The sequence below is a fragment of the Sphingomonas sp. S6 genome (assembly GCF_043498045.1).
Classification (GTDB): domain Bacteria; phylum Pseudomonadota; class Alphaproteobacteria; order Sphingomonadales; family Sphingomonadaceae; genus Sphingomonas.
On sequence record NZ_JBIEOE010000023.1, the window covers coordinates 21,969 to 35,873 of the forward strand.

The 13,905-nt window shown below is 68.1% G+C and carries 14 protein-coding genes; 10 read left to right on the forward strand and 4 right to left on the reverse strand.

Annotated elements, in window-relative coordinates; all coding sequences use genetic code 11:
- Positions 1–95 precede the first annotated feature (95 nt).
- Positions 96–2,669 carry a type I DNA topoisomerase gene (gene topA / locus ACGVWT_RS18105; RefSeq protein ID WP_315462639.1) on the forward strand — a complete coding sequence of 858 codons (2,574 nt, stop codon included), beginning with the start codon at positions 96–98 and terminating at the stop codon, positions 2,667–2,669.
- A gap of 261 nt (positions 2,670–2,930) precedes the next feature.
- Here topA and ACGVWT_RS18110 read toward each other — a convergent pair whose 3' ends face one another.
- Both ACGVWT_RS18110 and panC read right to left on the reverse strand, forming a co-directional pair.
- Positions 2,931–3,227: a hypothetical protein gene (locus ACGVWT_RS18110; protein ID WP_116462863.1), complete on the reverse strand. Its 297-nt coding sequence runs from the start codon at positions 3,225–3,227 to the stop codon at positions 2,931–2,933.
- Positions 3,228–3,306: 79 nt separating this feature from the next.
- Positions 3,307–4,152 (reverse strand): pantoate--beta-alanine ligase, encoded by an 846-nt coding sequence (gene panC / locus ACGVWT_RS18115; protein WP_315462638.1) that lies wholly within the window; start codon positions 4,150–4,152, stop codon positions 3,307–3,309.
- Positions 4,153–4,240: 88 nt separating this feature from the next.
- Here panC and ACGVWT_RS18120 point away from each other — a divergent pair, with 88 nt between their 5' ends.
- The 8 genes from ACGVWT_RS18120 (at position 4,241) to ACGVWT_RS18155 (ending at position 11,416) form a co-directional block, all read left to right on the forward strand.
- A complete protein-coding gene (locus ACGVWT_RS18120; protein WP_315462637.1) occupies positions 4,241–5,089 on the forward strand; it encodes a division plane positioning ATPase MipZ in 849 nt (282 codons plus the stop codon).
- Complete coding sequence (locus ACGVWT_RS18125) at positions 5,086–5,349, forward strand: J domain-containing protein (RefSeq protein ID WP_116462866.1); 264 nt, start codon at positions 5,086–5,088, stop codon at positions 5,347–5,349. The genes ACGVWT_RS18120 and ACGVWT_RS18125 overlap by 4 nt, the downstream gene beginning before the upstream one ends.
- On the forward strand, positions 5,346–6,728 hold the full coding sequence (gene pgmG / locus ACGVWT_RS18130) for a phosphoglucomutase/phosphomannomutase PgmG (RefSeq protein ID WP_315462636.1): 1,383 nt from the start codon (positions 5,346–5,348) through the stop codon (positions 6,726–6,728). Before ACGVWT_RS18125 ends, pgmG begins: the two co-directional genes overlap by 4 nt.
- A 31-nt stretch (positions 6,729–6,759) precedes the next feature.
- On the forward strand, positions 6,760–7,224 hold the full coding sequence (locus tag ACGVWT_RS18135; RefSeq protein WP_315462635.1) for a PH domain-containing protein: 465 nt from the start codon (positions 6,760–6,762) through the stop codon (positions 7,222–7,224).
- A 371-nt stretch (positions 7,225–7,595) separates the two neighbouring features.
- The gene (locus ACGVWT_RS18140; RefSeq protein WP_116462869.1) at positions 7,596–8,354 is read left to right on the forward strand and encodes an exonuclease domain-containing protein; all 759 of its coding nucleotides are present in this window, start codon (positions 7,596–7,598) and stop codon (positions 8,352–8,354) included.
- A 52-nt stretch (positions 8,355–8,406) separates the two neighbouring features.
- A complete protein-coding gene (locus tag ACGVWT_RS18145; protein ID WP_315462634.1) occupies positions 8,407–9,918 on the forward strand; it encodes an ATP-binding protein in 1,512 nt (503 codons plus the stop codon).
- A complete protein-coding gene (locus ACGVWT_RS18150; RefSeq protein WP_116462871.1) occupies positions 9,915–10,361 on the forward strand; it encodes a response regulator in 447 nt (148 codons plus the stop codon). The genes ACGVWT_RS18145 and ACGVWT_RS18150 overlap by 4 nt, the downstream gene beginning before the upstream one ends.
- A 2-nt stretch (positions 10,362–10,363) precedes the next feature.
- Entirely contained in the window at positions 10,364–11,416 is a 1,053-nt protein-coding gene (locus ACGVWT_RS18155) for a sensor histidine kinase (protein ID WP_165800945.1), read from the forward strand.
- A 175-nt stretch (positions 11,417–11,591) separates the two neighbouring features.
- On the opposite strand, the gene ACGVWT_RS18160 is transcribed toward ACGVWT_RS18155, so the two are convergent.
- Both ACGVWT_RS18160 and ACGVWT_RS18165 read right to left on the reverse strand, forming a co-directional pair.
- Positions 11,592–12,083, reverse strand: a complete 492-nt coding sequence (locus ACGVWT_RS18160) for a DUF1440 domain-containing protein (protein ID WP_315462633.1) — start codon at positions 12,081–12,083, stop codon at positions 11,592–11,594.
- 97 nt (positions 12,084–12,180) lie between these two features.
- Positions 12,181–12,924 (reverse strand): class I SAM-dependent methyltransferase, encoded by a 744-nt coding sequence (locus tag ACGVWT_RS18165; RefSeq protein ID WP_116462874.1) that lies wholly within the window; start codon positions 12,922–12,924, stop codon positions 12,181–12,183.
- Between the two features lie 51 nt (positions 12,925–12,975).
- Between ACGVWT_RS18165 and ACGVWT_RS18170 the strand changes: the two genes are divergently transcribed.
- Entirely contained in the window at positions 12,976–13,836 is an 861-nt protein-coding gene (locus ACGVWT_RS18170; RefSeq protein ID WP_315462632.1) for an oxygenase MpaB family protein, read from the forward strand.
- Positions 13,837–13,905: the final 69 nt, after the last annotated feature.

The window sequence follows — 13,905 nt, forward strand, 5'->3', positions numbered from 1 at the left end:
CCCGTCGATCCCCACATCGGTGTCATCCCCCTGTTGACAGTCGCCCCGGCGGCTTTCCACCCTCGCGCGTACACGTAAGGACCGTAATCGCCGCCATGCAGCTCGTCATCGTCGAATCGCCCGCCAAAGCGAAGACCATCGAAAAATACCTCGGCTCGGATTACCGGGTGCTCGCCTCCTACGGCCACGTCCGCGATCTGCCGGCGAAGGACGGGTCGGTGAACCCGGACGAGGGCTTCGCGATGGAGTGGGAGAATTACGCCGACAAGACGAAGCAGCTGAAAGCCATCGCCGATCTGTCGAAGACCGCCGACCGCCTGATCCTCGCGACCGACCCCGATCGCGAGGGCGAGGCGATCAGCTGGCACGTGCAGGAGGTGCTGAAGGGGCGCAAGGCGCTGCCCAAGGACGTGCAGCGCGTTACCTTCAACGCGATCACCAAGGCGGCGGTGACGACCGCCATGCAGAATCCGCGCGAGCTCGATACCGACCTGATCGACGCCTATCGCGCCCGCCGCGCGCTCGACTATCTCGTCGGCTTCACACTTTCGCCGGTGCTGTGGCGCAAGCTGCCCGGCGCCAAGTCGGCGGGCCGCGTCCAGTCGGTCGCGCTGCGCCTGATCGTCGACCGCGAGCGCGAGATCGAGGCGTTCCGCGCGCAGGAATATTGGTCGGTCACCGCCAGCATGGAGCAGGACGGCACGCCGTTCACCGCGCGCCTGGTCCAGTGGGACGGCAAGAAGCTCGACCGCCTGTCGATCGGCAACGAAGGCGACGCGCAGAAGGCGAAGGCCGCGGTCGAGGCAGGGCGCTTCTCGGTCCAGTCGGTCGAGACCAAGCCGGCGACGCGCAACCCGCCGCCGCCCTTTACCACCTCGACGTTGCAGCAGGAGGCGGCGCGCAAGCTGGGTTTCTCCGCCGACCATACGATGCGGATCGCGCAGGGACTGTATGAGGATGGCGCGATCACCTACATGCGGACCGACGGCGTGCAGATGGACGGCAGCGCCATTTCGGCCGCGCGCAAGGCGATCGCCGAGCGTTACGACGGCGGCTACGTCCCCGATTCCCCGCGCCAGTATCAGACCAAGGCGAAGAACGCGCAGGAAGCGCACGAGGCGATCCGCCCGACCGATTTCAGCAAGGACCGCGTCGGCGGCGGCGATCATGCGCGCCTGTACGACCTGATCTGGAAGCGCGCGCTCGCCAGCCAAATGGCCTCGGCACGCATGGAGCGCACCACCGTCGAGATGGCGGACGGCACGGGTCGCAACGTGCTGCGCGCGACCGGGCAGGTCGTGCTGTTCCCCGGCTTCCTCGCGCTGTACGAGGAAGGCCAGGACGACAGCCAGGATGAAGAGGCGCGCCGCCTGCCGCGCCTGCGCGACGGCGATGCGCCCGCGAAGAAGGACGTGCTCGCCGAGCAGCATTTCACCCAGCCGCCGCCGCGCTTCTCCGAAGCGAGCCTCGTCAAGCGGATGGAAGAGCTCGGCATCGGCCGTCCGTCGACCTATGCCTCGATCATCAAGACGCTGAAGGACCGCAATTACGTCCGCGTCGAGAAGAACCGCTTCTTCGCCGAGGAATCGGGGCGGCTCGTCACGGCGTTCCTCGAGCGCTTTTTCGAAAAGTACGTTGGCTTCGATTACACCGCCGAGCTGGAGGAAGAGCTAGACGACGTGTCCGGCGGCCGCGCGCAATGGCAGGCGGTGCTGGAAGCGTTCTGGCGTGACTTCAAGCCGCGCACCAGCGAGGTGATGGAGCAGCAGCCGTCGGCGATTACCGCGGAGCTCGACCAGTTCCTCGCGCCCTATCTGTTCCCCGACAAGGCGGACGGCAGCGACCCGCGCCTGTGCCCGAAGTGCGAGGCGGGCAAGCTCGCGCTGCGCGGCGGCCGGTTCGGCGCGTTCATCGCCTGCTCCAACTATCCGGAGTGCAAATACACCCGCCGCTTCGCCCAGGCCGGTGCCGAAGCGGGTGAGGACAGCGGCCCCGAGGGCCTGGGCAAGGACCCCGTCACGGGGCTGGAAGTCGAGCGCAAGTCGGGGCGGTTCGGCCCCTATATCCAGCTGGGCGAAGGCAAGGACGCCAAGCGCGCCTCGATCCCCAAGGATCTGCCGGGCGAGCTCGACCTGGAATGGGCGTTGAAGCTGCTCAGCCTGCCGCGCACGATCGGCAATCACCCGGAGACGGGCGAGCCGATCACCGCCTCGATCGGCCGCTATGGCCCCTATCTGGCGCACGGCGGCAAGTACGCACGGCTGCAATCGACCGCCGACGTGTTCGAAACGGGGATGAACGCCGCGGTGGTCAAGCTTGCCGAAGCGGCGGCCGGCGGTGGCCGTCCGGCACGTGGCGCGGCACGCGCGCCGCTCAAGGAACTCGGCAAGCACCCGCGCACCGAGGCGGAGATCAAGCTGATGGAAGGGCGCTACGGCCCCTATGTCACCGACGGCGAGACGAACGCGACGCTCCCCAAATCGATTACGCCCGAGGCGTTGACGCTGGAGGAAGCCGCCTCGCTAATCGACGCCCGCGCGGCGGCGGCCCCGGCGAAAAAGAAGAAGGCGCCGGCCAAAAAGGCCGCGGCGAAGAAGCCCGCAGCCAAGGATGCGGCCGCCAAGAAGCCGGCCGCGAAAAAGGCGCCGGCGAAGAAGAAGGCGGACTGATCCACACGTTCGTCATTCCCGCAAATGCGGGACTCCAGACGCGCTGCCGTCGCGCCTCTTGCCGAAAGGTCAGAGGTTCTGGATTCCCGCCTTTGCGGGAATGACGGTAGTGGGATGGGAACGGCACGCCCCCCTCGTCATCCCGGCGGACGCCGGGATCCAGGGTGGCGGGACGGCTGTGGTGCGCGAACCTTCGGCGGCGGGGTGTCCATGGATCCCGGCCTGCGCCGGGATGACGGACACGAGGCCGTATCGAGTCGCCTACGCTGCCCGGCGCTGCGTCATCATCAGCCACGCGCGCGCCTGGCGCTGCGCTTCGGCGATCTCGCGCGCCGTCATGTCCTCGGCCACGTCGGCGCGCGCATCGGCGGCATCGGCAAGGCCCGCGACCGCGGCCAGATTGAACCATTTGTGCGCCTCGATCAGATCGATCCCCGCCCCCGCGGTCCCGGTCTGATAGCACACGCCGAGGTCGAACAATGCCTCGGGCCGGCCGCGCATCGCGTCGGCGATCCGGCTTTCTAGGAGAAACTGCGCACTCTTGAGACTGTTAGCCATGGATCGCCCCTATCTTTCATGAGGCCACCATGGCGCGTCGATCGCTACGAAATGGTTAACGCGAAAAATACCATGTTCGTCAGGGCGTTGCCTCGACCGCCACATTGTCGATCAGCCGCGTCGTCCCCATCCGCGCCGCCGCGAGCAGCCGCCGCGGCCGGTCTGCCGCCGGCGATTCGGCCAGCGTTTCGGCATCCGCCAGCGCGACATAATCCACCTCGAACCCCGCCGCGACCAGCGCGCCGCGCGCCTCCGCCAGCGCGCCTTCGGGATCATCGCCGCGCGCGATGCTGCGCGCCGCGACGCCCAGCGCCCGCGGCAGCGCGACCGCCTTCGCCCGCTGTTCCTCGTCGAGGTAGATGTTGCGCGACGACAGCGCGAGACCGTCGTCGTCCCGCTGCGTCGGCACGCCAACGATCTCGATGGCCATGTCGAGGTCCGCGACGAAGCGGCGGATCACGGCGAGCTGCTGGAAATCCTTCTCGCCGAAATAGGCGGTGTCGGCACGCGTCTGGTTGAACAGCTTGGTGACGACCGTCGCGACGCCATCGAAATGCCCCGGCCGCGCCGCGCCATCCAGCCCTTCGCTGACGCCGGTGACGCTGACGTTGGTCGCAAAGCCTTCGGGGTACATCACCTCGACCGGCGGCGCCCACAACAGGTCGCAGCCGTGTTCGGCAAGCAGCCGCGCATCCGCCGCCTCGCGCCGGGGATAACGGGCGAGGTCTTCGGTCGGGCCGAATTGCTTGGGGTTGACGAAGATCGACGCGATCACCTTCGTGCCCGGGCGCCGCGCCGCTTCGATCAGCGCCATATGGCCCGCGTGCAGCGCACCCATCGTCGGCACCAGCGCGATGGTCGCCCCTTCGGCGCGGAATGCGGCGACCGCGTCGCGCAAGCCTGCCAGGTCTCGAACTGTCTGCACCGTTTACCCCCTCGAACAATGAGCGCGCGGCTTCTATGAAGAGGGCAGCAACCGGGCAACCCGGAAGAATGGATTTGGGGAAAAAGCCGTGCCCGCAGGGCCTCATGTCATCGTCTTCGCCAATGAAAAGGGCGGCACCGGCAAGTCGACGACGGCGGTCCACGTCGCCATCGCGCTCGCCGCGAAGGGTGCGAAGGTCGCCTGCTTCGACCTCGATCATCGCCAGCGCACCGTCGGCCGCTACCTCGACAATCGCGCCGCCACGATGCAGCGCAAGGGCAGCGCCTTGCCCATGCCTGTCCACGACACGCATGACGGCACGAACGAGGACGTGTTCGAGGAAAAGTGGCATCGCCTGTCCGAAGGCGCCGACTTCCTGATCGTCGACACCCCCGGTCGCGACGATTATTTCGCGCGTACCGCGGCGGCGCTGTCGAACACGCTGGTCACGCCGATGAACGACAGCTTCGTCGATTTTGACCTGATCGGCCAGGTCGATCCCGAAACCTTCAACGTCACCAAGCCCAGCTTCTATTCGGAGCTGATCTGGGACGCGCGCAAGCAGCGTGCCCGCGCCGATGGGACGCAGATCGACTGGGTCGTGCTGCGCAACCGCCTGCAGCATATCGAGGCGCGCAACATGCGCCGCGTGTCGGATGCGCTGACCCAGCTGTCGAAGCGTGTCGGCTTCCGCATCATTCCGGGCCTGGGCGAGCGCGTCATCTATCGCGAGCTGTTCCCCACCGGCCTCACCATGATCGACGCCAAGGAATTCGGCGCGATGGGCCTGGGCCATGTCGCCTCGCGGCAGGAATTGCGCGAGATGATGGCGGCGCTGCAACTGCCCGAACCCGCCCAACCATCCGACTCCCAGCCATCCGACTCGCAGCCGTCCGATTCCCAGGCCGCCGAGCCGACCCCCGATATCGCCGCATGAAATGGCTGATCGTCATCGGGCTGATCTGGCTCGCATGGCACTATCTGGGGCGCAAGCCGAAGCGCACCGCGGTCAGCCCGCAGCAGCGCGCGCGCCGTATCCTGGGCGTCGCGGCAGAGGCGGACGAGGCCGAAATTCGCGCCGCGCACCGCCGCCTGCTCGCCGAATTCCACCCCGATCGCGGGGGATCGGAATCGGCGACGCGCGAGATCAACGCGGCGCGTGACCTGCTGATCGAGGGCCTGCGCCGCCCCGCATGAGTCACGTCCTCTCGCCCGCGATCCTGCGGGAATATGACATTCGCGGCACCGTCGGGCGCAATCTCGCCCCCGCCGACGCGACCGCGATCGGCCGCAGCTTCGCCACCCGCGTCCGCGCCGCGGGCGGCACATGCGTGGCGGTGGGGCGCGACGGGCGCCTGTCCTCGCCCGACCTCGAAACCGCGCTGGTCGCCGGCCTCGTCGCGGGCGGCGTGGACGTCGTCCGCATCGGCCTCGGCCCCACGCCGATGCTGTATTTCGCCGAAGCGACGCTGGGCGTCGACGCCGGCATCCATGTGACGGGCAGCCATAATCCGCGCGACGACAATGGCTTCAAGATGGTGCTCGGCCACCGCTCCTTCTACGGCGCCGACGTGGTCGATCTCGCCCGCCTCGCCGCCACCGGGGCATGGAGCGAGGGCACCGGCAGCGTCACCCACCACGACGTCCTGCCCGCTTATGTCGCGCGCCTGCTCGCGGGTTATGCCGGCGGTGCGTTCCGCATCGGCTGGGATTGCGGCAACGGCGCCGCGGGCCCCGCGGTGGAGCGGCTCGTCGCGCAGCTGCCCGGTGAGCATCACCTGCTCCACACAACCGTCGACGGCCGCTTCCCCAATCATCATCCCGACCCGACCGAGGAAGCCAATCTCGCCGACCTCAAGGCGCTGGTGCTGGGCAAAGGCCTCGACTTCGGCATCGCCTTCGATGGCGACGGCGACCGGATCGGCGCGGTCGACGGCAAGGGCCGCGTGTTGTGGGGCGACCAGCTGCTCGGCCTGCTGATCGAGCCCATCCTCGCCGCCTGTCCCGGCGCTACCGTCGTCGCCGACGTCAAATCCTCGGCGTACGTCTTCGATCGTATCGCCGAATTGGGCGGCACCGCGGTGATGGGCGCGACCGGGCACAGCCCGATGAAGGAGGCGATGCTCGCCCACGCCGCGCCGATCGCGGGCGAATTGTCGGGCCACATCTTCTTCGGCCACGACTGGTACGGTTTCGACGACGCGCTGTACGCCGCAGTGCAGCTGATCGGCGCGGTACATCGCTCGGGCCGGTCGCTCACGCAGCTGCACGATGCGATGCCGCCCTTCGTCAGCACGCCCGACCTGCGCTTTGCCGTCGATCCCACGCGCAAGGCCGGGGTGATCGATGCGGTGCGTGCGCGGGTCGAGGCGACGGGCACGCCCGTCGTCGCGATCGACGGCGTCCGCGTCACGACACCCGCGGGCTGGTGGCTGCTGCGCGCCTCGAACACGCAGGATATGCTGACGCTCCGCGCCGAAGCCGGCTCGCAGGCGGAGCTCGGCGCCCTCGTTGCCGAGGTCGACGCGCACCTAGCCGCCTGCGGCGTCGCCCGCGATCGGCAGACCCCAGATTGACAGGTGAGGCGTGCCCGATAGGGTCGTCGCCATGGTGGGATCCTATAGCGCCGAACGCGCCGTCGACAGCTTCCGCTCGAGCACCAATCGCTGGCTGCTCGGCAGCTTCACCGGCTGGCTGACGATCCTCAGCTGCGCGATCGGCGTGGGCATCGTCATCATCGCCATACGCTGGCTGCAAAACATGGCCGCCGCCTATGAAATCACCGACCAGCGGCTGATCGTGAAGCGCGGCCTCGTCATGAAATCGATCGACGAAATCGAACTCTACCGCATCAAGGACGTGCGCGTCGATTTCTCGGTCATCAACCAGATCGCCGATATCGGGACGATCACCATCACCTCATCGGACCGCACGACGCAGAATATGCAGTTCGTCCTGCGCGACATCCCCGCCGCCCGCGAACGCCGCGAAGGCATCCGCAAACTCGTCGACCGCGCCCGCAGGCAGCGCGGGGTGCGCGAACTGGACGTCGACGAAGACGAGTATCGCTGATCGGGAGCGGGATGGGTGGCCGGCGGGCCGCCGCATCCACACCGTCACCCCGGACTCGTTCCGGGGTCCACTCCGCGGCGAGGGGGGGGTGGCTTGAGCCTCTTGCCATCCCCTTGCGGCCCGGTGGACCCCGGAACGAGTCCGGGGTGACGGGTGGAGTGAGGAACCGTCTCGTACTTCCACACCCCACACCCCCGCGAACGACAGCGACTTTCACCGTCTCGACAGTCCTCCCCCGCCAGGGGGAGGTGGCGCGCCGAAGGCGTGACGGAGGGGGCGGACCGGAATGGCCTCCGTATCAGACGCGCCGGTCGCCGCCCCTCCTCACCAAATGCTGGCAGAATCCGTCCATATCCCCCATCTAGCCAGCAATGCGTCCCCAGCCCCAGATCGTCCGCGTCATCGACCTTGAAACCACCGGTAGCGCGCCGCCCGCGCATGGCGTGTGCGAGATCGGTTGGCAGGATGTCGCGCTCGGCGCCGACGGCCGGTGGGAGCTGCAGGGCGAGGGCGGGTCGATCCTCGTCAATCCCGGCCGTGCCATCCCGCCGATCACGCAGGCGATCCACCACATCCTCGACGAGGATGTCGCCGACGCGCCCTGGTGGCACGACGTCGCGCGCCGCGTGCTCGATCCCTATCCCCGCCGCGTCGCGCTCGCCGCGCATCGCGCGGATTTCGAACAGCAATTCTGCACGCCCAGCCTGACCCACGGCCAGGAGTGGATCTGCACCTGGAAGTGCGCGCTGCGCCTGTGGCCGGACAGCCCCAGCTTCTCCAACCAGGTGCTGCGCTATTATCGCCGCCCCGAAGGGCTCGACCAGCAGCGCGGCCTGCCCGTCCACCGCGCCTTTCCCGACGCCTATGTCACCGCGCACCATCTGCGCGACCAGCTCAACGAGGCGGGCCTTGCGCAATGTCTCGACTGGTCGCGCACGCCGGGCCTGATCCCGCGCGTCCGCTACGGCCCGCATCGCGGCAAGGCGTGGAGCGAGCTCGATCACGAAAGTCTGATGGCCTTCCTGACCGATCGCGATCCCGACATCCGCTTCACCGCCAATGCCGAAATGGACCGCCGCAGCGGCGGTGGCGCCGTGGGACGTGCCAGCGCGCAGGACCTGTTGCTGTAGTATAATCTCACCCCTCTGGAATGGTTCGTAACGCTGGCGTAAGGCAGCGCCCGTGATCGCCACCATTCGCAACCGTTTCGTCGTCAGGGAAGGCCGCTTCGGCCGCGTGCTGATCGCCTTCATGGTGATGGGTTTCGCCGCACTGATCGTGGCAGGCATCGCCGCCGGCCTCGCCACCGCGCGCGGCGAGCAGCACACCGAAACGGTCGGCCACACCTATGAGGTGGAACTGGCGATCGGCACCGCGCGGCGCCTGATCGAACAAAGCGAAGCCTCGCGTCGCGGTTATCTGCTGACCGGCGACGTGCGCTATCGCGACGCCTACCGCCAATGGGGCGCGGCGCTGCCGCCTGCGCTCGCCCGGCTGGAATCGCTGACCCACGACAATCCGCGTCAGGTCGCCAGCTTCACGCTGCTGCAACGCGAAGTCGCTGCCTTGCTCGATCAGCGCACCCGCACGATCGCCTTGGTCGATGCCGGTCGTCGCGCAGACTCGCTCGCCGCGTTCGAACGGGAAACCAGCATCCGGCGGCTGACGGTGATCCGCACCCTGTTCGAACGGATGAGCGGCGAAGAACGCCGGTTGCTCGAGATCCGCAACGCCGCACAGCGCGCCAGCGTCCGCCTGTTCTACGGCATCCTCGCCGCGGCTGCGGTGATCCTCGCGTTCGTCGTGCTCGCCTCGCTGCTCACCGTGCTGCGCTACACGCGCGACCTCGCCAGCTCGCGCGATTCGCTGCGTTCGTTCAACGAGCGGCTCGAGGAGACGGTGACCGAACGCACCGCCGACCTCAGCCGCGCGAACGAGGAAATCCAGCGCTTCGCCTATATCGTCAGCCACGACCTGCGCTCGCCGCTGGTCAACGTGATGGGCTTCACCGCCGAACTCGCCGCGGTCATTCCGCCGCTCACCACGCTGGTCGAGCAGGCGGAGGCGCAATGCCCCGATATCGTCACCGAGGATGCGCGGCTGGCGGTGCGTGAGGACCTGCCCGAAGCAATCGGCTTCATCCGCACCTCGACGCAGAAGATGGATCGGCTGATCAACGCCATCCTGAAACTGTCGCGCGAGGGCCGCCGCGTCATCACGCCCGAAGCGATCGACCTCGCCGCCGTGGTCGAGACGATCGAGGGGTCGATCCGCCACGTCCTCGACGATCGCGGCGTCACGCTCACCGTCGTGCGGCCGATGCCGCGCGTGGTGACCGACCGCGTCGCGATCGAACAGATCCTGTCGAACCTGATCGAAAATGCGAGCAAATACCTCCAGCCCGGTCGCCCCGGCGCGATCAGCGTGTCGGCGGAACAGCGCCGCGACCGCGTGATCGTGTCGGTCGCCGACAATGGCCGCGGCATCGATGCCCGCGATCACCAGCGCATCTTCGATCTGTTCCGCCGATCGGGCCAGCAGGACCAGCCCGGCGAGGGGATCGGGCTGGCGCATGTCCGCGCGCTGGCCTATCGCCTGGGCGGCACGATCGACGTCGACAGCGCGCTGGGCGAAGGATCGACCTTCCGTCTCAACATTCCCGCCACCTTTTCCAGTCAGGACATTGCGTCATGAACGCCCATCAATCCGTCGGCATCGTCATGATCGAGGATGACGAAGGCCACGCGCGCCTGATCGAAAAGAACATCCGCCGCGCCGGCATCAACAACGACATCAAGCATTTCACCGACGGCAACCAGGCGCTGCACTTCCTGTTCGAGGCGCCCGACGGCCCCGCGAAGAACGGCCCGGCGCTGGTACTGCTCGACCTCAACCTGCCCGACATGAGCGGCACCGACATCCTCGCCCGCATCAAGGCAGAGGACAGCCCCCTGAAGCGCACCCCCGTCGTCGTGCTGACCACCACCGACGACAAGGTCGAAATCCAGCGCTGCTATGATCTGGGCTGCAACGTCTACATCACCAAGCCGGTGAATTACGAAAGCTTCGCGCAGGCGATCCGCCAGCTCGGCCTCTTCCTGTCGGTGATCCAGGTCCCCGAGGTCGAGGAACACTGATCCTGACCCAGGTTCCGCCCAGCGCGCCCGCCAGCGTCCTGTATATCGACGACGACGCCGGTTTGCGCCGGCTGGCGGCGCGCACGCTCGAACGGCGCGGCTATAGCGTGACGGTCGCCGAAAGCGGCGCGGAGGGCGTGATGCTGGCGGCGGGCCAGCCGTTCGATCTCGTCGCGGTCGATCATTACATGCCGGAAATGGACGGGCTGGAAACGCTCGAGCGGCTGAAGGCGCTGCCCGAGCCGCCGCCGGTGGTCTATGTCACCGGATCGGACGAGGGCCGGATCGCGATCGCCGCGCTGAAGGCCGGCGCTGCGGACTATGTCGTCAAGACGGTGGGCGAGGACTTCTTCGATCTGCTCACCGCCAGCTTCGAACAGGTTCTGGAGCGCAGCCGCCTGACGCGGGAAAAGGCGCGCGCCGAAGAGGATTTGCGCGCCAGCAATGCGCGGCTCGAAACCTTGCTGTCCGAGGTGAACCACCGCGTCGCCAATTCGCTGCAGCTCGTGTCGGCGATGGTGCGGCTACAGGCGGGCGCCCTCAGCGATCCCGCCGCGCGTGCCGCCCTGGACGATACGCAGCGGCGCATTGGCGCGATCGCGCAGGTCCACCGCCGGCTCTATTCGGCGAACGACGTCGAAAGCGTCGACATGCACGACTATCTGAAGTCGCTGATCGACGAACTCAACGAAACGCTGTCGTGCGACGATGGCGCCAACACGCTGCACCTCGTCGCCGAATCGATCCGCCTGCCAACCGACAAGGCGGTGTCGCTCGGCGTGATCGTCACCGAACTCGTCACCAACGCGTGCAAATACGCCTATCCAGATGGCGTCGGCGGCGAAATCCGCGTGCTGTTGCGCCGCGACGGCGACGACATCTTCCTGCTCGCGGTGGAAGACGACGGCTGCGGCATGCCGGCCGAAGCGACGCCCAAGGGCACCGGCCTCGGCACCAAGCTGATCCGCGCCATGGCGCAGAGCCTACATTCCGCGGTGGAATACGAACCCCGCACGCCGGGCGTCCGGGCAACGCTACGCGCGGCGATGGCATAGCCAGTATCGCCGGCGCGGCGATCCCAAGGCGATCACGCGACCGTTCGTTCGATCAACCCGACAACCGTCGCCCCAGCGAAGGCTGGGGCCTCAAGCGGCCCGTGCCACACCCCGGCGGCAAACGATCCCAGCCTTTGCCCGGATGAGGCAGGAGGGAAGCGGGCGGATCAGCGCCTCAATCCACCGCCTCGACGAACCGCCGCGTTCCCTCCAGCGTCGCGCCGAACACGACGTGGCTCGCCAGCCCATAGGCATGCATCGCCGGCGGCGTCTCGGTGGCCGACGGTCCCCAGCCGAACGCCGGCACCGCCACATCGTCCAGCAGCGTCGCGACGCCGACCCCGAACGCCGTGCCGAACCCCGCCGTCGTCTCCGGCCACACCCGCGCCGCCAGCGCATAGCCCGCGCCCAGCGCCGCGCCGGTCACGTAATGCACCAGCACCCCCGCGCTTTCGCGGCGCTTCTGCGTCACCGGCTCGCCCGTCACCGCCTCGCTGACGCTGTCCGCCGCCTGCACCGTGGCGGGATCGTCGTTGCTGCCGCCCATGTCGACCACCGCGGCGACGCCCTTCTGGAACAGGTCCATCGCCAGGCTGGCGACGATCCCCCCGGCAACGCCGGCGAGCAGGGTCTTGGGCAGGCTGTTGGCAAGTGACGACACACGCATTCTCCCGGTCAGATGCAGCGCCAAACGCCGCAAGCGACCGAGAGGTTCGCCAAGACCCCAAAGACGTAAGCGGGCTGCGCCTACGACGAGGACACTGTTACGGCTTGCGGAACTTCATTACGAACTGGTCGGTCTTCCCCCGGATCGCCGGATCGAAGACGTTCTTCGTGTGATCGTCGGCCGGATTGGCGAGCACATTGCTCGACCCGACATAGCGGAAGCCCGTCGATTCGATCTGCTGGCGCACCACCGCGGGATCGATCCGGTGCCGCGTCGCGGTGCCCGACAGGCCGGTGCCGGGCGCATCGGCATGGTCGATGACGACATAGGTGCCGCCCTTCTTCAGCAGTTTGAACACCGCCGCGTCGAACGCGCGCAGCGCGGGTTCGCCGGCGCCATTGTTGGGAATGTCGTGATAATTCTGCACCGTCCAGAACAGGTCGACGGACTGCGGTACGGTCGGCAGGTTGGTCGGCTGCACCTCTGCGGTCACGTTGGCCAGGCCGCGCGCCTGCAAGGCGGGCAGCGTCTTCGCGGCATATTTCGCCCCCGCCGCCGGCCACAGCGCATACACCTTGCCCTTCGGCCCGACGATGCCGGAAAAGATGCGCGTCCAATATCCGGCGCCCGGCAGATAATCGATGACGACGTCACCCGGCTTCACGCCCGAAAAGGCGAGCACCGCCGCCGCCTGGCGCCGCGCATCGTCCCCCGACTGGTCGGCGCGCGCCGGATCGGCGAGCGCCCGGCCGATCGCACTACCTGCCGGCGCGGCCTTTTCCTGCGCCACCACGGCGGTGGTCATCGCGAGGCCTGCGATCATCGATACGATCAGCCGCATCTTTTGTACCCCTCAACCGGTTGGACGTGCATGAGATTGACGGACAGCAGCATGAGCGATCTGCGCGGCGCGATCCAGCGCGAAGTGCATCGGCTCGTCGGCTTCGACGACGGCACCGTCGATCTCACCCGCCCGCCCGGCGACGACGGCCTGTTCGGCCCCGGCTCGGCCGCCTGGGTGGTGCATGGCGACTTTACCGCGATGATGGCGGGCGGCGTCGCCGCGCTGCTGCTCCAGATGCTGCACCCGGGCGCGCTGGCGGGCGTGTGGGACCATTCGAACTTCCGTGCCGACATGCTCGGCCGGCTGCGGCGCACCGCGCAGTTCATCTCGGCGACGACCTATGGCTCGACCGAGACGGCGGAGCGGATGATCGCCCGCGTCCGTCGCATCCACGCTTCCGTCGCGGGCACGCTGCCCGACGGCACGCCCTATAGCGCGAACGATCCCGAGCTGCTCACCTTCGTCCATGTCGCCGAGGTTGCGAGCTTCCTCGCCGCGCACCGCCGCTACCGCGACCCGGAGTATCCCGCGGCGGAGCAGGACCGCTATCTGGCCGAATATGCCCGCGTCGCCGAAGCGCTCGGCGCACGCGACGTCCCGCGCAGCCGCGCCGAGGTGGACGCGTATTTCGTCGCGATCCGCCCGCGCCTGCGCGCCGATCATCGCACGCGCGAGGTTGCCCGCGCCCTGCTCGAACAGCCCGTGGCGGTGCCTGCGCTCGCCTCCGCGCAAAAACTGTTGATGGCGGCGGGCATCGACCTGCTGCCGCGCTGGGCCGTGACGCTCCACGACCTCACGCCGCCACCCGGCCGCCGCCCGATGATCCGTGCCGGCATGGCGGGCGTCGGCTCCGTCCTGCGCTGGGCGCTGCGTGACGGTTCGGCGAAGCGGGCCAGGAATCAGGCGTAACTTTCCAGTTCGTCATTGCGAGCGAAGCGCGGCAATCCAGGGCGTCATGGTGCGGCTCTGGATTGCCGC